This is a genomic window from Listeria cossartiae subsp. cossartiae (genome assembly GCF_014224155.1).
Classification (GTDB): domain Bacteria; phylum Bacillota; class Bacilli; order Lactobacillales; family Listeriaceae; genus Listeria; species Listeria cossartiae.
Genome location: NZ_JAASUI010000005.1, coordinates 127,321 through 150,068, shown reverse-complemented (window position 1 = coordinate 150,068; position 22,748 = coordinate 127,321). Strand labels below are relative to the sequence as shown.

Genomic DNA, 22,748 nt, shown 5'->3' with positions numbered 1-22,748 from the left:
GAACTCCTTTTTTTCTTTCATTTTAGCATAAAAAAGAAGACAGCCGTTAGACTATCTTCTTGGTTTTATAAAATTAATGATTCGTAGGGAATTTCATTGAAAAGTTTTTCTACATTTATTACAACAGGAATTTTTGTGTTTAATAAGTAACCTTCTTTTTTCAGTTCACTAAGCGTTAAACTAAGATATTCTCTTGTAATACCCATGAATTTAGATAAAAATGTAGTAGACAATTCTTGTGGAATTTGAATGTTATCACCATTGGAAATACCATATTCGTAACCAATCGCAGCAATAACATGTTTCACGCGATCTTTCACTTTAAGCGTATTAAGCAAGCAGCGGCGTTGAAGTACCATGATTTCTTTTTTCGATTGATATAACATAAATTCTTCGATGCTAATGTGTTTTTCCACCATAAAAATGAAAAAATCTCTATCTACTGCTGTAATAACACTAGAACTTGGTGATAATAATTTAGCCCCAATATTGCGTTTCAAATCTGAAGACATAAACGATGAAAAATTACATACATCCCCATGTTTTAGTAATTGATCATAGCCGATATAATCATCAATTTGTGTTCCTTTCATAACGATACCTTTTTCAACAAAATAGATACCTGTTACAAAGTCGACGTCAAATAGTTCATTTTTTGAAAGTTTAATACTCATACTATGTTTAGCAAAATCTCCAGACTTCTTACAAAAATGAAGTGGATTGGTCAAAATTTCATGTTGTCGTTTCTCTAATGTGTTCAATGCAAACTCCTCCTCTAAAGTATAATATCACAGAATGAAAACACCTCAGAGAAGGAATTAACCAAATAAAATAACATTATAATAATTAAAAAGAAATTTTTCTTACTATTTTCGTACTAAAACAAACTTTTTTTAGGCGAAAAACAGCTAAATAAGTATTTTTTGTGACATTTTTAATCACCATCATTTAGATATTATTTTAACTTTTCCACCTTTTGTAGGCTTAAAATCAATATATATTAAGTTTTATCAATTAAAGTGTGTCGATTTTTTTGATAACCCATGGCTTATAACTATCATCTAAAATTCCTTCTTTTCGTAGTTTCAGCACGATAATATTCGTATATTCACGTGTCGTGTTCGCATATTGGGCTAAAATAGAATTAGTGATTTCATCCGGTAAAATGTATTCTTTATCCTTTGTCACTCTTCCCATATATAAGCCAATCTCTTTCAAACACGCTCTAATACGGCGTTCTTTCTTCATAAAATTACGTTTGCTCGCTTTGAAATAAACTTTTCTTGTATAAAGCAAATTAGATAATAAATAGTTCGCTTTTTGACCTGATTCGTCTAAAACACGTTCGACAAATTCAGGATCAAGCACCCAGCAATGAACCTCCGTCAAACTACGTAATACAGACTCTTCTGGTTCTTCTTTAATTAGCGGAATCAAATTAATCGCAATTTCGCTACTTACAAAACTAATAATCCCAGAGTCGCCATATTCATTTTGAAGGCAATAAGAGAAATAGCCGCTTTCTACTAAGTAAATTTTGAAACCTTTTGCGTGGTTCATTTTGATTTCTTTGCCTCTAGGGATAATTTCTTGATAACAATAATCATGAAAGTGATAATCTTTTTTTAATAATTGAAGCAGTGATTTTGTGGTTGTTTCTTTGAAAATTTCCTCATCTGAATGCATTTTTTCAACATCCTTTCCGTTTAATTACAAAAAAACTGCAGAATGACTACTTCTGCAAGTTCTTTTTAGTTGAAATATGGATTTGTTTTCTTTTCGTGGCCGATTGTCGTTGCATCGCCGTGTCCTGAATAGGCTGGGAAGTCATCTGGAAGCACGAATAGCTGTGTTTTAATACTATTAATTAACGTATCAAAATCACCTGTAAATAAATCAGTACGTCCAATGCTACCTTTAAATAAGGCATCACCAACAACCGCAAACTCATCAAAAATAAAACTTACACTACCGATAGAATGTCCTGGTGTCGGTACCACTTTAAAACGAAAACCTTCTATATTATAATCACCTAACGTGAACTCTTGTTCCGCAGGTTGGGCCACAATTGCTTGACCTGTGATATGCGCTGATAAGTTTAACTCTGGATTTGAAAGCCATTCTTGCTCTAGCGGACTAACATATACGGGAATATCATAAGTTTTCCGGATTTCTTCCAAAGCACCAATATGATCATAGTGGCAATGCGTTAGTAAAACGGCAACTGGTTTTACGCCTAATTTTGTAATTTCTGCTTCGATTTTATTCGCTTCTGCGCCCGGGTCAACAATTAACGCTACATTATCTTGATAAATGATATAACAATTTTCTTGGATTATTCCTGTCATAATTCGTTTGATTTTTGTCATTCTACTTCCGCCTTTCTTCACATTCATCATTATACCGAAAAAACCGCTTTACTTCCATCAATATTCCTTGTTTGTATTCACTTCCGAGATATACTACAATAAAGGCAGAAGATTAAAAGGAGGAATAAAAATGACTGCAAAAATGTTACATACATGTATCCGCGTAAAAAACTTAACGGAATCCATTGCTTTCTATGAAAAAGCATTAGGACTAAAAGAAGTTCGCCGCAAAGACTTCCCAGATTTTGAATTCACATTAGTTTATATGGCATTTGAAGAAGGTGGCTTCGAATTAGAATTAACCTACAATTATGACCAAAAAGAAGCTTACGATTTAGGTAATGGTTATGGTCATCTTGCTGTTGGCGTTCCTGATGTGCGCGCTTTACTAAAAGAACACCAAGCTGCTGGCTACACTGTTACAGACTTAAAAGGACTTCCCGGCGAAGAACCTTTCTATTATTTCTTAACAGACCCAGATGGTTATAAAACCGAAATCATTCAAGATGGTGCTTTATAATTCATGGGAAAATATTTCATTATCATTTTAATCGCATTAGCAATTAACGGTGTAAGCATGCTATTCCATAACGATATAGCTAGTCTTATCGCAGTTGTCATCACAGCCGTATTGCTCGTTTACTTAATGGTAGATCTCACAAAAATGTATCGCCGTAAATAAAAAGAGTCCAGCAAATCAGTTATGTTTGCTGGATTTTCTTCATAATCACTAGTTTCCATCCGCGATACAAACCCGATTTCTCCCCGTTAATTTTGCTTTATACAACGCTTCATCCGCAGATTTAAATAAACCTTCACTTGTGTTTGCGCCATCTTTACTCCCGCTCACGCCAACCGAAATCGTTATTTTCACTATTTGGCCGTTTGGAATAATAAAATCATTCTCTTCCGTTTCTTTCCTCACTCGTTCAGCCACATCATTTCCCTCTTCTATCGAACAATCCAACAACACAATCGAGAACTCTTCTCCGCCATTTCTAAAAGCTTCTGAACCGTCTGTTGTGCTCGCCTTTAAAATCACTGCCAATTGTTTTAAAATCGCATCACCGGCATCGTGACCATATGTATCATTAATATTTTTAAAATAATCAATATCGATTAACATCAGTGTGACCTGCCGACTTCCCGCATCCATCACATGATTGATTTTTTCATCAAATTGTCTTACATTCGATAATCTCGTCAAATAATCTAGCGTAGAATCCTGCTCATATTTTTGAAAAAGTTGCTTCGATTTAATCATGTTACTCATTAATCCAGCTGCAATGACACCGATGACAAGCGCAATCGTTACAAATATCGACATATTGATCCAGTAATTAGCCTCCCTCGCTAAAATTAAATGCAAATTAACCACGACAAAACCACATGCAATCACATTCAAAATAAAAACGCCCCAAATTTTGAATTTTTCTAAGCGTTTGCTAAAAAGTGCTGTTATTATGCCAATCAACATCATAACAATTCCCGCCATAACAGCCGCAGAATTCACTGAAATTAAGAAGCGTGATGCAGAAATAATCATAGCAGACACAATTGCTGGAATCGGCCCACCATAAAAACCTACCATTATAATTGGAATGTGACGCAAATCAACAATCACATTATTCGAAATCGGAATCCCGAAAATCATCAGCGCAAAACCAAGAAGCCCGGCCCATATTCCGATTACCATTTTTCTATTTGTCGATAATTCTTTTGTAATTGGTTCTTTATAAACTAAGGAAATAATATAAAATCCTGCGAGTAGAATCGCTGCATTACTTACCAACTGTTGGACCAAAAAGCATCCCCGCCTTTCACTTTGTTACTCATTACCCCATTATGCTCACAACTATGCATACACACAAAGAAACAACCTCTTAAAAACAGACGCTGCTCCAAAGCTTTATTCTACTATTTTCTCAAAAAAAGTCCACAAAAGAAAATGATTTTCCTTTTGCGGACTAAAACGTATTAGTAAGCGGTCCAACCTGCATCCGCTGTAATAACTGTTCCATTAACAAAACTAGCATCATCAGAAGCTAAAAACAGTGCGACTTTAGCAATTTCAGAAGCATCTCCAGCTCGAGGATTAATGCCCATTCCAATCATCGCCCGTTCTTGGCCAAACGCATCTGGCGCATAAATCGTTGTGCCGATATTCGTATTTACTGCTCCTGGCGCAATGGCGTTACACCGAATGTTTTTATTCGCATATTGGAAGCCAACATTTTTCGTAAAACCAACAACCGCATGTTTCGACGCTGTATAAGCCGCACCTGCTCTGGAGCCAAATAGTCCGCCGGCGGAAGCGATATTAACAATCACACCTTGGCCTTTTTCTTCAAAGATATGGAGTGCTTCTCGAGTGGCGCGCATCACGCCCGTTGTGTTTATCGCAAACACTTTATCCCAAAGCTCATCTGTTAATTCACCAGCTGGGACAAAATTATCCATAATTCCTGCATTGTTTACTAAAATATCTAGCGTTCCAAATGTCTCCACTGCTTGATTGATCATTTTTTCAATATCGTCTTGTTTGGTTACATTCGCGACAACCGCAAGTCCGGTGCCTTGTTCTTTTTCAACTAACTCAACCGTTTCCTGCGCTGCCTCTAAATTCAAATCCGCCACGACTACTTTCGCGCCCTCTTTGGCAAAAAGAATCGCAATTTGTTGCCCCATTCCAGAAGCCGCACCAGTTACTACTGCTACTTTTCCAGTTAATTTCCCCATTGTTATTTCCTCCTTCACTTTTGTTACGCTAGAAAGAAAACATGCTCTTTCTCTCTTCATTATAAGCCCCGAGTAAAACGCTTTCAATATGTAAAGAAAGCCTGTTTTGTTGATTAAGCGACACTTTTGCGTTATATGTATAGTAATAGAAAAATTTCTTCAATGGGAGGTTCTAAATCATGGATAGACGGGTTAAAAAAACAAAGAAAGCCTTCAACCAATCCCTTTTTTCCCTACTTGACCAAAAGCCTTTTCAGCAAATTACTATTACGGATATCGTTACCGAAGCAGATGTTAACCGTGGGACTTTTTATAAGCATTACCGTGACAAAGAGGAACTTTTGGACAGCATTGTGGAAGAAATTTTGACCGATTTAAAAAATGCTTATCAAGATCCTTATTTGCATACAGCTCATTTTTCCATTCAAGCACTTACACCGTCCATGATAAAAATATTTGACCATGTATATGCGCATCAGTCCTTCTATAAACAAGTTATCAAATCGACCATTCGACCAAGTTTTCAAAATCAGGTGTGCGATGTTATTCGCGAACTTATATTAGCAGATGTTGCTAGTTTTTCAGATAGCTCGAGTGCTGATGCGTTGTTACTCGCCACTTACCAAGCACACGCGATTTTTGGTATGATTGTTTTTTGGGCAGAAGAGAATTTTTCCCATTCCCCGCAATATCTGTCGGAACAACTCCTTCATATCATTCATGCCAAAAATCAAAAAGTATAAGCTTACATAATTGTTATATTGCTTTCTTGCTTTGTCACTTGAATCGAGGGTCTCTCCCCTTACTCCTTGCTATAATAAAGACATCATAGAAAGGTGTGTTAATTATGAATGATCATCGGGTTTTAAATGCTTTAAGTTATTTTAGCATTTTGTTTGCACCAATTATTGTTCCAGTTTTGATTTGGATTTTTGCAAAATCAGAAGAAGTTTCACATCATGCTAAAGTGGCTCTGCTAACTCATATTATTCCTACTATCGCTGGTTTTTTAAGCTTCTCTAGTTTGTTCGTTACAGCTTTGTTAAATGGCGGCATTTTTACTGGTATGAGCTTTTTCCTAACTGGCAGCTTATTTATCTTTACGCTCATCGCAGTAGTTGGTCTATTTATTTATAATATTGTGCGTGGAATTCAAATGCTATGCGCAAAAAGAGAAGAAGACATTTGGATTTAAAAAAACAGCTATCCTAAAAATTTAGGGTAGCTGTTTTTTAGTTATTTTCTTTTTCTTAATAAGAGGAATCCGATTGTGCTAATGAGGAATCCTGAAAACATCATATCATACGGGAACTCATCCCCTGTTGACGCTAGCTTTTGTGATTGTTTATTTTTTGCTGGTTTTAAAATAGTGAATGGTTCCTTTAGTACTAATTGTGTTTCTGGTTTTGTTGCGTTGTTAGGTAATGCTGGGTTAAGTGGTATTTCTGGATCCCTTGGTACTCCTGGGTTGCTCGGTATTTCTGGGTTACTTGGTGTTTCTGGACTTACAGGTTGTTCTTGGTTTTTCTCGTATACGAAGATGACTTCTTGTGCCTCTTCTTTGTATACGCCGGTTTTATTTGTTGGTTCTTCCTTCAGTGTGTATCCAGTAATACTGCGGGCACTCGCTGTATAAGTTTCTCCCACATCACCAGTGTAGCTTTCTGTTTCCGCCAAAGTATTTCCTTCCGTATCAACAAATACTGCTTTCACTGTCCCGGATTTTTTCTTGTTAGTTTTCGTTACTTGGATAGGAGTTTGTTGCTTAAATGCGATGCTGAATTCCACTGGTGTTCTGTCTAATTCATAATCTGTTGGTGCTTTTGTTTCCACAAATTGGTAATCTCCCGGCACAAGTTCAGTGAGGCTTAATTCGCCATTCTCATTAGTAGTTAAGCCATCCTGGATTTTTGTGCCATCTGCTTTTTGTAACTCGAACTCGGCTCCTGCTAATAAGGCTTTTGTTACACTATCTTCTTTCGTCAAAATAACACTACCTGTTTCAGCTGAATTTTCGATAGTATATCGGCTAACTGAGCCGTCTGCATTTACAGTGACTTCTTTGCCTTCTTTTAGTTCATCGCTAATTGTATAACCAGTTGGCGCTTCGGTTTCTATTAGCTTATATTTTCCAGATTGAATATTATCAAAAATAATTTTGCCGTCCGCATTTGTAGTAGCTTCTTGTCCAGATTTTTCGCCATCTAGCGTATAAAGCTGAAATTTTGCTCCTGCTAGTTTTTTAGTTGGCTCGGCTTTATCAACCTTGGTAATTTCAAGCGAACCAATTGTTGCGATTCCACTACCGCTACCCATTGTAAAATTGGGCGTAACCGTATTGGTTGCAATTTTATTTGGGTCCGAAAGATCCCCGTAATCATTTGCATCTACTCTAACCGTATTCGCAACTGGACCTGATAATAAGCTAATTGTGTCATACGTTATCTTAATTGGTGCTGTAGCTGTATAATTTTTGAATTGGACCGTGAAACTATTCTCGTTAAAAGTAATATCGTAATACTTAGCGTCAATCAATTTCCCTGTCTTTGTATCAATGACCTTAAAACTATTTTTCACCATTTGTGCGCCGGTTACCCCATTGTTTAATGTATCCGTCACAACTGGATTGGTAACTACGCGCTCCTCCGTAATTTCAGTAAGTTGGATTTCCCAATTTATCTTATTATTGTAGAGCATATCCACATTTCCTGTTTTTGAAATTGGTGAGTGGATTTCGAAAATAGATGCTTCTGTGGAATACTCTTTTGGATTTTCACCGTTATCAGAAACTTTCGCTACATTCGTTACTGTTTTATAAAAATACCACTTATTATCTGTTGTCGTTTTATACTTAACAAATACTTGTGATTTACCCAGATTTCCAAATTCTAAATGGATTTTCTTGTCAGTTGTTTCTATCTTTGTTGGGTAATTTTTATCGCCTTCTTTTACTAGTTTCCCTGTAGAAGCAAGTGGTTCTCTTAAGTTAATTAATTCATTTGGACCACTAACTTGTCGAAATTCTAAAGAGCCTTCCACGTATGAAGTCCCTTCTGGCATCTCATCATCAAAAATGAGGTTATCAAAGTTTGTTGCCCTAGAATTCAAGGAGACAATCCAGTTAGTAGTTCCTGTTTCACTATCCCACTCACCAAATTTCGCCCCATTATCCGAAATCTTACTATCTATTTCTAAGGAAGCTTTTTTTGTATCGGAGTAATGGGTTATATAGCCATCATAGTAAGAAATATACGCTTTATTTTCAAGTTTTTGCGCATCATTTGCTGGGTCAATATTCGTTACAAGTTTTACGACGATTTCTTTATCAGTTGTCGCATAATTGCCGATAAGTTTAATTTTAAAGCCTGCTGGTGTTTCTGTAATTGTATAATCTACATCTTTTACCAATTTCACAAAGTCTGTTTCACTCGAATAGGCATAAACATCATGATTATCTAAACTTTTCACACCCGTAGAAAATTCATCAATAATTGTCATATCATTCATTTCAATTCTATCTGTGTTCGCCGTGATTTCCCATGACATTAAATTATTAAAGTAATCTACTGTTCCACTTTCTTTTTGAACTATATTTGGCTCAAAAGATAATTTTGCTGTGGCGGTAACACCTGTTTTATCTATCACTTCGCCCACAATATCACGAACACTAAAATCAGTTACTTTAGTAGAATACGTAATTTGGTATGCTTTTTTGTCCGTATTTTTATACCTTGTTTCAAATCTACCGTTCGCTGAAATCGTGGATGTCGTCCAATTATTTGATACATCTTCAGTGCCAACAATCGCAGTACCAGTAGTTGGTGAGAAAGTCACTTCTTTCATTTGAAGCGAGTTCGGCACATAACTCACACCATTATCCTCTATAATATTTTTTAAAACTGTGCTTGGTGTTAATTCTACTCGATCATAGTTGAAATTAATCACCCAATCAATTGTTTGCGTTCTAGAATTATAGATGGCCTTTTTCTCTAAATGCTTGTAATTAATCATTTTTGCTTCCGCAGTCGCCTGACGCACCGACAATACTTCAGCATCTCCAACTGTTTGAGCTCTAGTAACGATGGAAACTAGCGCATTGGTCGTTTTATCAATTAAACGCGTATAGCTTACTTCATATCCTTTACCATCTAAGCCATTAGTTAGCTTAATTTTTAGCTCAGTATCAGTAGCTTCTACGGTGTAATCTGTGCCTTCTTGTAACAACTGCTTACTGCCTAAAAATGTTCCTTTGGCGCTAACATCACTTGCGTAAACTTGTAAAGTGCTCTTATCGATTTTTGTTGAACCACTATAGGTGAAATCTGTTAATCGTAGTTCTCCTACTACATTTGCTTCTTTTGTTAAGTTGAGTTTAGCCGTAACAAATACTTTTTCCGGGTTGATACTACCTGGACTTAATGTTACATCCACAGTTGTTGGATAATCTACTGAAGGAATAAACTCGTATTCATAAACAGTATCTCCGCCCGCAGTATTAAAAACAACTTTTTGGTTCGTTTTGTCTGTCTCAGTAAATGACCTGAACGCAGTCGTTATACTCACATCAAAATTACCTTCTTGCACACCATCTTTTAAAATTTTAACCGTTAATTCTCTTGAATTTGCATCAAAAGACCATTCTGCTTCTGTGGAAGGTAAAAAGTTCCCACTTAAATCCGTAGAACCAAAATTAAATGCATCTGGTAAAATCGTTGTAAATGTATCTCCCGCTTTATAATTCTTCCCTGTGAAAGAAAAATTCATATTTAAAACAACACCACTACCATTTGCCACTCGTTCATTCGGGGTGATTTTATTTCCATTTACATCTTGAAGTTCTACTTTCGCAAAAATATTATCGGAAATATTGGCTTTTAAATTGGCTTTTTTCAGCGAGGTATTTTTGGATGAAACAGAAGTCACTAATTCTTCCTTATCTTTCAAAACGATATTATATGTGTTCTCGTCTTTTAAATAACCTTGTGGTGACTTTGTTTCTTTCACTAGATATTCGCCTTTAGTAAGCGATGTATCTACTATTGTTCCATTATCTTGAATAGAAAGCTCCTTCACTTCTCCCGTTTGCACATTCTTTATTTCAAAAATAGAGCCATTTATTTTTTCTTTCGAGTCTTTATCTTCTTTGACGATTTTCAAGGACGCCTTCTCTTCTTTAACGTCTGTCAATGCTGCTAATACTGGTGAAACATTTTGGAAAACGAGTAATCCAATAACTACTGCAATTATCATTTTCTTACCTAGTATAAATTTCCTCATTGCTTCGATGTCCTCCTCTTTTGCAAGTATAGTCTGTTGAATAAGACCTGTGACTTTTTGAATTGTATCAAATACAGGCAAAGAAATCAGGACTTTAAAGAGCCAAAAAAAGTGATTTCGGCCTTTTTTATGACTTTTTAGTGAACAATTAATGAGGCCAGGGGAAAAGTGACTTTTTGAAGGCAAAAAACGCTATCCTTTTTGGGAGGATAGCGTCTTTTTTTAATCATTTACTTTTTTAGATTTTCTTAATAAGAATAGCCCGATGATGCTAGCGAATAATCCAGTAAAGATTATTCCGTATGGCGACTCATCTCCTGTTGAAGGAAGATTTGGTGTTACGGTTGGTTTCTTCGTCGGTTCAACCGGTTTAGTTGGTTTGACAGGTGTGACTGGTTTATCCGGGTTTACGACGATTGGCGTTTTGTTTTTCTCGTATACGAAAGTTACTTTTTGTTCTGTCTCTTTGAATACGCCCGCTTGGTTCGTAGGTTGTTTTGTTAGTTTGTAACCTTTGATATCTTTTGCTTTTGTTGCATATTTTTCGCCAACGATGCCAGTGTGAATTTCTTTCTCTGCTAATACATTGCCTTTTGTATCGACAAATTCTGCGATTACTTTGCCGCTCACTACTGTTTTTAAGTTCGTTTTCGTAACTTGCAACGTATCTTTTTGATCAAAAGTGATTTTCACATCAACAGGAACTGTATCTAATTCATAGCCTGCTGGTGCTTTTGTTTCAATCAATTGATAATCACCAGGTACTAAATCAGTTATTTCCAGTTTCCCAGATGCATCTGTAGTTAGGTTTTCTGTAATATTATTATTTTCATCTACTAATTTGAATGTTGCATTTGCAAGAGCTGCTTTTGTCTCACCATCTGTTTTCGTTAGTACAACAGAACCAGTAGACATCGTGTTTGTTTTTGTTACTTGAATTGGTGCTTTTTGGTTGAACTCAATGGTGAATTCAACTGGTGTAGCATCTAAATCATAACCTGTTGGAGCTTTCGTTTCGACTAATTGATAATCTCCTGGTGCTAAGTTATCAATTTGCAGTTGCCCATTTGCTTCTGTCACTACTTTGTCTTTCAAACTTACCCCCAGTTTTGTTTGTAGTTCAAACTCTGCCCCAGCTAAATTACTTCTTGATTTACTATCTAGCTTAGTAAGAACCACACTACCAGTTTTCGCTGTGTTTTCTTTTGTAACATTCACAGCAGTTGCTTGGTTAAATTCAACCTTAAATTTCGCCGGTGTTGCATCAAGAACATAGCCAGTTGGCGCTTTTGTTTCGACAAATTGGTAGTCTCCTGGCGCTAAGTCTGTTACTTCGATTTTACCATCGGCATTAGATACTAAGTTATCAGCAACTTTTGTACCGTCTGCATTTTGCAATTCGAATTCTGCTCCTGCAATAGCATCTTTTGTTACACTATCTTCTTTTAAAAGAACTGCGCTACCAGTTTGCTCAGTGTTTTCAATTGTAACGCTAGTAGCTACATCAGCGACAACTGTAATTTCTTTACCATCTTTGTATTCATCACTAATCGTATAACCAGTTGGTGCTGCTGTTTCAACGAGTTTATATTTTCCGGATTGAAGCCCGTCCATGACGATTTTCCCGTCTGAATCGGTTGTTGCTTCTTGTCCAGCCTTATCCCCTTCAAGCGTATAAAGCTGGAATTTGGCTCCTGTTAGTTTTTTCGAATTATCCTTTTTATCAACTTTAGTAATTTCAAGGGAACCAATTGTCGCCGTCCCGCTACCACTACCAATAGTGAAGGCTGGAGATATGCTTGTTGTTCTTGATTTATAGGTCATTGGTAAATTACCGTAGTCAGGAGAAGAAGTTGTTGCTGTGTTACTAACAAGTCCCGACATCAAGCTGATTGTACTATAGGTTACTTTAATTGGTGCAGTTGCTTTATAGTCTTTGAATTGGATAGTGAAATTATTGTCGGTATAAGTGATATCATAATATTTTGAGTCAATATCTTCGCCTGTCGTTTCATTCATTACTTTAAAGCTACTTTTTACTACTTGTGCTCCAGTTGTTCCTGTTTTCATTGTATCTGTAATTGTTGGGTTATTAATAGGACGATCTGGTGAAATGTTGTTAAGTGTAACAACCCAGTTAACTTTATTATCAAAAGATGGATCGATCGTAGCTGTTTTTGTCATTGCATTAAAAAGTTTGCTTGCGTAAGCTTGGTAACTATATGATTTTTCGCCTACTCCATTATCGCTCACTTTCGCAGTGTTTTGTACGTAGGAGTAGAAATACCAGTTTTCGTTTGGTTTGGTACTGTATTTAATAAATACGCGTGAATTCTCCAAGTTAGCAAATTCTAAATGTAATTTATTCCCAGTGGTATCGACTTTTGTTGGATAGTTTTTATCACCTGTTTTGGCTACTGTTCCAACAGAGTTAAGCGGGATATATAGATTCATCATCTCACTTGTAGAAGCCACATTACGATATTGTAGTGAACCTTCTACGTATGTTAAGCCAGTTGGAATAGCGTCGTCAAAAATCAAGTTGTCATAGTTTTTCGCCATAGCATTTACAGATACAATCCAATCGATATTCCCAGTAGTAGAGTTGTATGATCCGTACTTACCACCATTTGTCATCATGCCTGGATCAGGTGCCATTGAAGCAGTTACTTCATCAACATACTTGATAATCCCGCCATCGTAATAAGAAATGGATGCTTTATTATCAATCGTTTTTGTTACATCAGAAAGGTCAATATCTGTGACAAAATCAACGACAATTTTTTTATCTGTGGAAGCATAATCGCCGATAAGTTGTAAATAAAAACCAGCTGGTGTTACATCTTTATTCATCGTATAATCTTTACCTTCTGTTAATAATACGCTATTGGTATTATCTGTATAAGCACGAACGGTATAGCTCTTAAGGCTTTTTACCCCAGTAGAAAATTCATCCGTGATATTCAGGTTTCCCATTTTAATTCGGTCAGAGTTGGCAGTGATTTTCCATGTCATCGTGTTATTAAAATAGTCAATTGTTCCAGCTTCTTTTTTCAGTAAATCTGGTTGAATCGCGATCGTTGCGTCAGCGGAAACACCATTTTCATCTGTAATTTCATTTTTAATTTTACGATCACTAAAGTCGGTGATTTTCGTTGAATAAGTGATTTCATATGCGTTGGTATTAGTGTTTTTATACGTTAAATCAAAATTCCCATTTGCCGAGATTGCTGAGGTTGTCCAATCACTTGAAGCATCACTTCCGACGATTGGCGACCCATTAGTTGCGTGAAAAGTTACTCGTTTAATTTTAAGTGAATCTGCTACATAAGCGACATCGTTATCTGCTAAAACATCAGTAAGCACTGTTGAAGGAGATATTTCGTCTTGATCAAAGTTAAAATTAATTTTCCAATCAATACTTTGTGTTGAGCCGTTGTAAGTAGCTTTTTTCTCGAGATGCTTGTAATTTGTCATTGTCAGGTAAACATAAGCGGAGTTGCTTGATAATGTACCTGCATCGCCTACTGTGTAAGCTTGTGTAGACATGTAAGAAAGTGAATCACTCGGTTTATTGATTGTGCGGTCATAGGTTACTTGGTAGCCTTTCCCAGCAAGCCCACCGTTTAATGTAACCGTTAGAGAAGTTGCGGAATAAGTTAGCGTATAATCTGTGCCTTCTACTAGTAATTGTTTCGTACCAATAAATGTTCCCCCAGCACTAACATCACTTGCGTACACTTTGATGCTATCTCGATCAATCGTGGTCGTTCCACCTGAAGTATAATCAGTAAGTTTCAGTTCCCCTTTAGCATCTTTTTCTTTTGTTAAGTTGAATTTCGCATCCACTTGTCCCTTAGTTGGATTCACTACCCCTGGATTCGCTGTGATGGATACAGTAGTTGGATAGTTTACCACTGGAACTACTTCAATTTGATAAACAGTATCTTTACCAGCTGTTTTGAAAACAACTTCTTGAATCGTTTCTTCTGTTGATGTAAATACTTTGAAAGCCGTACTAATATTAACGTTATAGTCGCCTTCTTGAACGCCATCTTTTAGGAACTTAATCGTAAGTTCACGCGTTGTCACATCTAGTGTCCATTCTGCTTCTGTAGACGGCAAGAAATTTCCGCTTAAATTTTTAGTCCCAAAGTTGAACGCATCTGGTAATACGGTTGTAAATGTATCCCCAGCTTTATAATTTTTCCCTGAAAACGCAAAGTTCATATTAAGCACAACACCACTACCATTTTGAATTCGGTCAGAAGTATTGATTTCGTCGCCATTTCCATCTTTCAACGTTACTTTAGTGAAAATATTATCTGTAATTACTGCTTTTACGTTCGCACGTTGCGTTGTTTTTGGCGCCGCAGTTCCTACTTTTTCTTTTGTGGAAGTCGACGTTACGATCTCTTCTTTATCAGAAAGGGTCACGTTATACGCTTTCTCATCCAAAGCATAACCAGTCGCAGCTGACTTCTCTTTTACAATGTATTCCCCAGCCGAAAGGGAATCTAGTGTCCCAGTGCCGTTTTCCTTGATAGAAAGCTCTTTCGTCTCTCCACTAGCTTTATCTTTCACTTCAAAAATAGAGCCATTGATTTTTTCTTTCGTGTCCGTGTCTTCTTTTATAATTTTCAATGTTGGAGTTCCTGTTGTATCATCTTTTATCGTTGCTAAAACTGGTGAAACGTTCTGAAAAACTAGTAGCCCGATGATGGTTGCAATAACTAGTTTTCGCCAATGTCTAAAATTTTTCACTACGATTTATCCTCCTATGGTAAGTCCAATTGATATCTTTTAATAAAGCGCTAACCTAGATAATGAAAAAAGGCTAGATTATTATTAAATGTTCATCTTTTGTGCTTGGCAGTGAATTTTTTGACCGTATAGTCCGGTTAGCAATTCTAAGAGGATAATCTGTTTGTTGTTTAATTCTAATAGGTAGTTTTTTTACGGATGCACTACTGTTGTCTATAGCGACACCAATTTACACTTGTCGCTTGCTGTTTTGGTGAAAGAGTTGATGGGTCTAGTTGCTCGCTGACTTGAAGGCTTATCCGCTCTTCAAATGTTCCTTGCTAAGCTCGCTTTCATTGTTCTATTTCGCTGCTTCTTGTGAAGGTTTCGAAGTCTCATCATTTCTAGTTATTTTCTATGTAACCTTCTTAAACATTATTTCTTATGCGCGCTTTACCTCCTCCTCTTTCTTCCGCTTCTATAAAAAACGGTAGAAGTGAAATAACGAGTGAAGCATAAATTACTATTTTAAATGACCCTCATTCTCTTACTTAAAACTAATTATTTCATAGGAGGAGACCTAAAAATGTTCTTTCGATACATAAATCAAGCGCGATTGTTACGAAAGTGTGAAATATTTTACCTTTTACTACTTATTTAATACTAAAAATAACAAAAACAGCCAAAGTTGTTAAAATAGATAACAACTTTGACTGTTTTCATTTATCTTATTCGAATCGATTCACTCGCGACTAACCTAGCACCTTTCACTTCTTCGCCAGATTTTAGTAATTCAGCAATTCGTTTTTTATCGATTTTAGGTTCTTGTAGTAAAAAGAATGGTTTTAATAAGGCTTCTTCCATTATTTCCACGCTCGCCGGATTTTTCTGAATTTGAATTGTAAAAAGTGTACTATTTATCTTTCTAATATCCATTCGTTCCATTTCGGATTGTAAATAATTTTTCAACTGTTGGGCATTATTTTCTAACGCTTGTTTACGCTTTAAAAGCCGTTTTGCTTCGTTTCCCGCCATTTCCGCATCTGCCGCTAAAGACTTAATAATTTTGGCAATATTTTCTGCTTTATCATGAAAACCGTCCGTGATGGCATCTAATGTGTCATTCACAGCCTCCGTTTTATTTTCTTCTAAAAGTTCTTGCAACCGCAAATAATTATCGGTTAGTTCATATAATTTCATCGTTCGCACCCTTTCCAACAAGAAAAAAAGCCCAAAAGCAGCTGTGTCTTTTGGTGCTTCCTCATTTTGCTACTAGTTTCCCTTGAATAACCATGCGTCCTTTTTCATAATCTTTCTCCGTATCGCAAGTCGAAAGCGTGATAATACGATCTTTTCCGCTTACTTCTACATTCGATTTATACATAGATTGTTGTTTCACTTTTTGTAAATAATCATTAAAATCATTCGTTTCCGGAAAGTCCGTTTCAATATAATAAAAATCCGTCGTCGTTTCATACACAGCAAAAATTTCTACTTCATAATTTGCCAGCCCTGATTCATAAGAAAAAGTCGGATGTGCCTCGAAAAAATCCTTATCCAAGTACTTCCGTAAATCCGCAAACATCGAGCCATCTTTCATATTATGCCCATAAATAATCGTATTTTTATCCAAAAACTCATTCGTATTGCGATAATCTTTAAAAATACTGCCAGCTCTTGCTTTTTCATTTTTGTAATTATGGTGCAAATAATAATCATTGTCGGTACTTTGTAAAATCGGATAATCCACTTCCGTATCCGCAATCGTTAACCAACCGACCATATCTTTATTTAACTTTTGCAACGCCTTAAGCTCATCGCGCACTTCACCATTCACATTCGTCGTAGTCACATCTTTCGTATAGGCAGCTTTCGCATCATCCAAAATGTTTCGGTTATGATAATTTTCATACAGCTCCATCCCAATTTTCCATCCAGAAAAAAGAAATACCGCTAAAATAACCAACGTTAAACTCTTCCCCAAAAACGATTTGATTTTCACATTTTAAAACTCCCTTCGCCTTTGAGGAACAATGTATTTCCCGGTTTTCGCATCATTTAAAACCTCAGCAACCACGCCGTAAGTATCTGCAATCAGCTCCGTAGTTAGCAATTTCCCCGGTTCCCCTTTTGCCACAACTTCCCCGTTTTTCATCACAATCAATTGATCACTATAAGCTAGCGCCTGATTTAAATCATGCAAAATCATCACAATCGTCAAATTTTCTTCTTGATTCAAGCGTTTCACCAACTCTAAAATTTCTAATTGAAAATACATATCCAGAAACGTCGTCGGCTCATCTAAAAGCAAAATCGGCGTATCTTGAACTAAAGCTGTCGCAATAAAAACTCGTTGCCGTTCCCCACCAGAAAGACTATCGACAAATTGCTCCGCTTTTTCAGTTAGCTCTGTTTGTTCCAAAGCTCGCTCAACCGCAGAATCATCCGCTTTCGTCCGTGTCATTCGCCAATTTTTATAAGGAAGTCGCCCAAAATACAGCAATTCCTTCACCGTTAGTTCACTCGGAAGTACATTATTTTGATGAACAATCGCCACATTTTGCGCAAATTCTTTCGCTTTCCATTCAAAAATCGATTTTCCTTCTAGTAAAACATCCCCAGAACTAGGCGAAAGAAGTCTAGCCAAAATTTCTAACAAAGTAGATTTCCCACTACCGTTCGGCCCAACAATCGTATTGATTTTATTTTTCTGGATAGTAAATGAGACATTTTTCAAGATTGGATTTGTTCCATTATAACTAAAATTAACGTCCCTTACTTCCATAAAAATCACCCTTTCGCATTAAAAAGATTAAGAATGGACCACCGATAATAAGCATAATCACGGAGGCCGGAATCTCCATTTGTTGAAATAAAGTTCTGCCTAGCGTATCCGCAAAAAGTAGTAAAAGCGCGCCAAATAAAATCGAGAATGGCACGAGTATTTGATAATTCCCGCCTACTAGTTTCCGCGCAATATGTGGCACAAGCAAGCCAACAAAAGCGATAACCCCAACAACCGCCGTAGTAATTGAAGCAAGAAGTACCGCAATTAACGCCAACCAAATTCGCGTTTTATTCACCGGCACCCCAAATCCTCTCGCCATCTTATTTTCAAGCCCTAACACATTACACCATTTAGCAAGTAACAGCGCGCAAATTAGACCAATCATCACATAGATTAACAACGTTTCCACATCAGACCATTTTTTCATCGCAAGACTCGCCGCACTACTCGCAGATTGGCTAGAAACAAGCGCCACTTGCGAAGATAACGCATCACTTAACCCCGTAAAAACCGCATTGATCGCAATCCCAATAATAATAAAACGGAGCGGATTAAAGTCCGAACGATAACTAAACAAAAAGACTAAAAAACACGCAAGCGCCCCACCAATAAACGAAAAAAGTGGCAACCAAAAATACAATTCCGGCAAAAATAAAATAATTACAAAGCTAAAAAATTTTGCTCCCGCTGAAATCCCAATCACCCCAGCATCAGCAAGCGGATTCCGCATCACAGCTTGCAACAACAAACCCGAAACCGAAAGCGCCGCACCAGCCAGCAAAGCAATAATAATCCGCGGAAAGCGCAAATCAATCACAACATCCACCATGTCATTCCCGCCGCTAAAAACACCCTTTAAAAACGCTGGAATCGACATCGACAAACTCCCCGCCTGCACCGCCCACAAAATCGTCCCAACCAACAAAACAACCACTGCACCAAAAGAACTTTTTTGCTTAATTGTCATAAAGCATCTTTTCCATTTCGCGTAGTGCATCTGGCGCATTCAAGCTTGCTGTCATACCAAATAAATTCTCATCCAAGTCATACACCCGGTTATTTTTCACCGCATCAAAATGTTTCCAAATATCATTTGTTTTAAACTCTTCATCAAACATTTTAACTACTTCGGCAGGCATCCCATGTGCTGCTCGCAAAATAATATCTGGGTTCGCATTTTGTAGGTATTCTGTGTTAGAAGCCAAATATTCCACTTTTTGATTCGTAATCACATTTTCCCCACCAGCAAGTTTTACTAAATCACCGATGTAAGCATGCTCCGTTACAACCAGATAGCTTCCGGGAACGCCCATCAATATTAAAACAGTCGGCTTTTTCTTTTTAGCGACATTCGATTTCACCTTATCTATCTCACTCGTTAAACTAGCATTCAATTTAGTCGCTTCATCTTTCCGGTCAAATTCTGCGCCAAGTTTGGTAATTTCAGCTTGCATCGAAGCAATACTCGTAAAGTCCAAAAAGTCTGCTTTCAAACTAGCACCCTCAAAACCAGCCTTTAAGTCCGCTTCTAGCGTTTTTGTCGAAAGGACCATGTCTGGCTTTAACATCCGAATAACTTCCAAATCAGGCCCCATAGGCGACCCAGTTTCCTTCACATCTGCGTATCGTTCCGGAAGTTTTTTCGAACTAGTCGGAATGCCAACTAGCGGCAAATCGAGTTTATCCATAATTTCAGTAATCGCTACCGTCGTTGCCACAATCTTAGGCTCCTTCTCCGATGTTTGCTCAGCCTTCCCCGCCACCTGTTCATTCCCGCAACCAACTAAAAAAAGTAATAATACCAAAGATATGGCCGCTATTTTCCTCATCACCAATTCCCCCATTTATAAAATAAAATCGGTAAAGCGAGTTAAGCAAAGGAATCCCCCAACCTAACTCGCTTTTATCGTTTTATTAACTCAATCTTTTACGTTTTAATCGATAAGCTAAATAAAGGAAAGATGCCCCAAATAATGTCACATACCAAGCCATACTGGATGAATCACTTGTTTTTGCATTTTTCTCTGCTTTATTTGCTGTTTTTTGAACAGAATTTGTATCATCAAAATCTGGTTTTGCTAACTTTGGTCCAGCATTATTATTGTTCACTACATTACCTGTACCTAAAAGATCATTTTTGACAGGCTCTTTTAATGTTACCTCTTTCCCGGTAATGTCTTTAATAGTCGCTGCATTCAGTTTTACTTGAACAGTATATTCATGATCGTAAGCGAATCCTGGCATATCTTCAATTAATACGTGCGTTTTCACATCCGTATTAGCCATGCCATCTTTCACAGGATATTTCACTGTTCGCGTATTTTTATTGATATCTCCAGAAACAACTTCCATATCTTTCCAAACACCATTTTGTTTATATTGGAACGTTTTAATCCAACTACTGTTTGTTAACGTTAAATAAACATACGGTTGGTTATTTTCTACTTTAATCAAAGCCGGTTTCATCACATAGCTTTCCATCATCGAAGTTTCCGTTGTTCCATCTTTAAATACATCAAAATCAATCGAGTACGTATGATTGTTTAATAGATTTTTAGGATCAACTACTACCGGTTTACTTGGTGTTGTAGGCGGTGTTGTCACAGGTGGATTCGTTGTACCTGGATCTGGTTTTGTTACAGGCGGATTCGTTTCGCCAGGATCCACTACAGGAGGCGTTTCATCGCTACCCGGATATGAACTTGCCACAACCGCTTTCGAAGTGTCAAAAACATAACGGAAGTCCGCTTGTCCTTTATAAACCGAACCATTGAACGGCGCTTCATAATTCACATGAGCTGCAAGTGGTTGATTTAAGTCCTCCACTTCAAATTCCACAATTCGCGTATTAGCATCTTTATCTTCCGAAACAACTTTTACATCTTGCAAAGCTCCAGCTAGAGTTGTTTTTAAAGCTGTTACAGTTTTATTATCATTGACGGTCATCGCAACCATCTTCTTCCCATTCTTCACTTTCAACCAAGCAGGATTATTAAAGTAATTTTGCATACTTGAATTACTATCATCATTAGCCTTTTTCGCTACAAACGGAATCGTATAAATCCCATCAGAAAGCGTTACTGGCGTTGTAACTGCTGGCTCTGAAATCACTTTGAAAGTACTTGGATCTATTGTTAAATCGACTTGATACCAGTGATCATAACTAATCGCATCCACTTTAATATGCATATAAGAAAAAATAACATCATCTAAAGAACTTAGCTTGAATTTCTCTACACGCGTATCTTTCGCTGCATCCGTACTAACAGTTTGCACATCTTGATAACCAGCTTGGTAAACTTCCGCTTGTGCTGGCTTTTCAGGACGAGTTCCATCTTTTGAAACCGCCATTGTTTGCCACCAGCTACTATTTGTAATCGTTAAGTACATATATGGTTGACCATTTTCCACTTTAATCGTTGCCGTATGGTCAATATATTTATCTGCCTCAGAAGCCTGTTTCGTAGTCTTCCCAGTATTATCTTTATAAAAATTCACTTGAACCTGGTATTCCCCGCCATCTTTTAGACGAGAATCAGCCGCATTCGCAAACCCCGGTATCAACTGAAAAATAAGTGTCAAAGCTAAAAAAGCGACTAAACCTTTTTTCCATAATTTCTTCATTATAATCCCCCTTTATTTAAAAATCGCCCGTCTTTTAAGTAAAACTAACCCAGCTCCCGCTGCAACAAAAATAATGACATATAAAAACATTTGGCTAGAATCACTAGACTTTGGATTTGCTACTTGATTATTTGAGTCGTTCGTCGTTGTTGTATTACTATTATCAGAAGATTTCACAGCCCCAGCTAAAGATTTAGCAGACCCTTCGTCAAAACGTAACTTGATTTGATATTGATGATGATAATTTAAGCTGTCGTCATCGATATCTACTTTGATTTTCGCACTTACTGGACTACTTAAAGTCGAAACTGGGAAGGACACTTTTCGCGTATCATTGGAAGTGTTTTTCGAAGTCACACTAACCGCACTACCTTCCACCCATAAGCCAGTAATCCATTTACTATGATTCACTTGCAAACTAACCGTAGATTTCCCTCCATTTACTGTTACCGTTGCCGGCTTATCGAAATAGTCATTCGCCATAGATACAGAATCACTATCCCCTTGTAATACCGTATAATCAACCGAATAGGTTCCATCTTTAAGTGCAGCCTGTGCCGTTAATCCACTCGAAAGAAACGAAAAACTAAATACCGCAACAAAAGCAGCCAAAACTAAAAATTTCTTCATCCTTCAATCTCCCTTCTTTAATAAAAACTACTATTTATAAAAAACCCCCACAAACACTTGCGGAGTAAAAGTCTATGTAAAAGGATACGTTAATTATCATTTTAATTGATAATGATTATCATTGTCAACCACGTTATGATGTTAAAACTTTTTTCACAATCAAAAAAACCATGAATAGCAACACCTATCCATGGTTAATAATTATTTACTTTTCTAATGACTATTCATCTATTTGAGCATAGCGATCGTATAATAGCTCCCCTTTTAAAGTTAACGTATAGCGTTTTTCCGCAATATTATTATTTCTAGTTAAAAAGCCATTTTCTTCCAACCAATAAAGTGTTAACAGCACTTCATTTTTCGTGTAGTTCCGCAGATTCCCAAAATCAATCACCTCAAGCGACATATCGTTAATCTTCGTATCCACACTTCCCGCAAAAAGAAGCACTTCTCGTAATAAGTTTTCATCTTTAAATTCCATCATTTATCATCCTTCAATTCTGAGTTAGTAACATAAATAACGTAAAAAGCCGTAGCTAAATGCCACGGCTTCTTACAGCGCAATCAAAAGGAGAAAT

At 36.9% G+C, this 22,748-nt stretch carries 19 protein-coding genes; 4 read left to right on the top strand and 15 right to left on the bottom strand.

Annotated features, from left to right (window positions below; translation table 11 throughout):
* Nucleotides 1–65: 65 nt before the first annotated feature.
* The 3 genes from HCJ30_RS13250 to HCJ30_RS13240 all read right to left on the bottom strand — a co-directional run bounded on the left by HCJ30_RS13250 (nucleotide 66) and on the right by HCJ30_RS13240 (nucleotide 2,369).
* Nucleotides 66–761 (bottom strand): Crp/Fnr family transcriptional regulator, encoded by a 696-nt coding sequence (locus HCJ30_RS13250; protein ID WP_003729570.1) that lies wholly within the window; start codon nucleotides 759–761, stop codon nucleotides 66–68.
* Nucleotides 762–1,014: 253 nt separating this feature from the next.
* Entirely contained in the window at nucleotides 1,015–1,686 is a 672-nt protein-coding gene (locus HCJ30_RS13245) for a cyclic nucleotide-binding domain-containing protein (protein ID WP_008948478.1), read from the bottom strand.
* 65 nt (nucleotides 1,687–1,751) lie between these two features.
* Complete coding sequence (locus HCJ30_RS13240) at nucleotides 1,752–2,369, bottom strand: MBL fold metallo-hydrolase (RefSeq protein ID WP_185392582.1); 618 nt, start codon at nucleotides 2,367–2,369, stop codon at nucleotides 1,752–1,754.
* Nucleotides 2,370–2,499: 130 nt separating this feature from the next.
* On the opposite strand from HCJ30_RS13240, the gene gloA reads away from it, so the two are divergent.
* Both gloA and HCJ30_RS13230 read left to right on the top strand, forming a co-directional pair.
* Nucleotides 2,500–2,889, top strand: coding sequence for a lactoylglutathione lyase (gene gloA / locus HCJ30_RS13235; protein ID WP_008948480.1), 390 nt, complete (start codon nucleotides 2,500–2,502; stop codon nucleotides 2,887–2,889).
* 3 nt (nucleotides 2,890–2,892) lie between these two features.
* A complete protein-coding gene (locus HCJ30_RS13230; RefSeq protein ID WP_185392535.1) occupies nucleotides 2,893–3,051 on the top strand; it encodes a hypothetical protein in 159 nt (52 codons plus the stop codon).
* A 48-nt stretch (nucleotides 3,052–3,099) separates the two neighbouring features.
* On the opposite strand, the gene HCJ30_RS13225 is transcribed toward HCJ30_RS13230, so the two are convergent.
* Complete coding sequence (locus HCJ30_RS13225) at nucleotides 3,100–4,173, bottom strand: GGDEF domain-containing protein (protein ID WP_185392534.1); 1,074 nt, start codon at nucleotides 4,171–4,173, stop codon at nucleotides 3,100–3,102.
* A gap of 173 nt (nucleotides 4,174–4,346) precedes the next feature.
* Nucleotides 4,347–5,108, bottom strand: coding sequence for an SDR family oxidoreductase (locus HCJ30_RS13220; protein WP_185392533.1), 762 nt, complete (start codon nucleotides 5,106–5,108; stop codon nucleotides 4,347–4,349).
* Between the two features lie 179 nt (nucleotides 5,109–5,287).
* Between HCJ30_RS13220 and HCJ30_RS13215 the strand changes: the two genes are divergently transcribed.
* On the top strand, nucleotides 5,288–5,851 hold the full coding sequence (locus HCJ30_RS13215; protein ID WP_185392532.1) for a TetR/AcrR family transcriptional regulator: 564 nt from the start codon (nucleotides 5,288–5,290) through the stop codon (nucleotides 5,849–5,851).
* A 104-nt stretch (nucleotides 5,852–5,955) separates the two neighbouring features.
* Entirely contained in the window at nucleotides 5,956–6,303 is a 348-nt protein-coding gene (locus tag HCJ30_RS13210; protein ID WP_185392531.1) for a magnetosome magnetite crystal formation protein family, read from the top strand.
* A 41-nt stretch (nucleotides 6,304–6,344) separates the two neighbouring features.
* On the opposite strand, the gene HCJ30_RS13205 is transcribed toward HCJ30_RS13210, so the two are convergent.
* The 10 genes from HCJ30_RS13205 to HCJ30_RS13160 all read right to left on the bottom strand — a co-directional run bounded on the left by HCJ30_RS13205 (nucleotide 6,345) and on the right by HCJ30_RS13160 (nucleotide 22,651).
* Nucleotides 6,345–10,385, bottom strand: coding sequence for an LPXTG cell wall anchor domain-containing protein (locus HCJ30_RS13205; RefSeq protein WP_185392530.1), 4,041 nt, complete (start codon nucleotides 10,383–10,385; stop codon nucleotides 6,345–6,347).
* Nucleotides 10,386–10,607: 222 nt separating this feature from the next.
* Complete coding sequence (locus HCJ30_RS13200) at nucleotides 10,608–15,149, bottom strand: SpaA isopeptide-forming pilin-related protein (RefSeq protein WP_185392529.1); 4,542 nt, start codon at nucleotides 15,147–15,149, stop codon at nucleotides 10,608–10,610.
* Between the two features lie 702 nt (nucleotides 15,150–15,851).
* On the bottom strand, nucleotides 15,852–16,328 hold the full coding sequence (locus HCJ30_RS13195; protein ID WP_185392528.1) for a siphovirus Gp157 family protein: 477 nt from the start codon (nucleotides 16,326–16,328) through the stop codon (nucleotides 15,852–15,854).
* A gap of 61 nt (nucleotides 16,329–16,389) precedes the next feature.
* Nucleotides 16,390–17,130 (bottom strand): class B sortase, encoded by a 741-nt coding sequence (srtB, locus tag HCJ30_RS13190; protein WP_185392527.1) that lies wholly within the window; start codon nucleotides 17,128–17,130, stop codon nucleotides 16,390–16,392.
* 3 nt (nucleotides 17,131–17,133) lie between these two features.
* Entirely contained in the window at nucleotides 17,134–17,913 is a 780-nt protein-coding gene (locus tag HCJ30_RS13185; protein ID WP_185392526.1) for an ABC transporter ATP-binding protein, read from the bottom strand.
* Nucleotides 17,894–18,883: a FecCD family ABC transporter permease gene (locus HCJ30_RS13180; RefSeq protein WP_185392525.1), complete on the bottom strand. Its 990-nt coding sequence runs from the start codon at nucleotides 18,881–18,883 to the stop codon at nucleotides 17,894–17,896. The genes HCJ30_RS13185 and HCJ30_RS13180 overlap by 20 nt, the downstream gene beginning before the upstream one ends.
* A complete protein-coding gene (isdE, locus tag HCJ30_RS13175; protein ID WP_185392524.1) occupies nucleotides 18,873–19,745 on the bottom strand; it encodes a heme ABC transporter substrate-binding protein IsdE in 873 nt (290 codons plus the stop codon). Before isdE ends, HCJ30_RS13180 begins: the two co-directional genes overlap by 11 nt.
* 85 nt (nucleotides 19,746–19,830) lie before the next feature.
* Nucleotides 19,831–21,540, bottom strand: coding sequence for a hemin/hemoglobin-binding protein Hbp2 (gene hbp2 / locus HCJ30_RS13170; protein ID WP_185392523.1), 1,710 nt, complete (start codon nucleotides 21,538–21,540; stop codon nucleotides 19,831–19,833).
* A 12-nt stretch (nucleotides 21,541–21,552) separates the two neighbouring features.
* Complete coding sequence (isdC, locus tag HCJ30_RS13165) at nucleotides 21,553–22,170, bottom strand: heme uptake protein IsdC (RefSeq protein WP_185392522.1); 618 nt, start codon at nucleotides 22,168–22,170, stop codon at nucleotides 21,553–21,555.
* Nucleotides 22,171–22,390: 220 nt separating this feature from the next.
* On the bottom strand, nucleotides 22,391–22,651 hold the full coding sequence (locus HCJ30_RS13160; protein WP_185392580.1) for a DUF3116 family protein: 261 nt from the start codon (nucleotides 22,649–22,651) through the stop codon (nucleotides 22,391–22,393).
* Nucleotides 22,652–22,748: the final 97 nt, after the last annotated feature.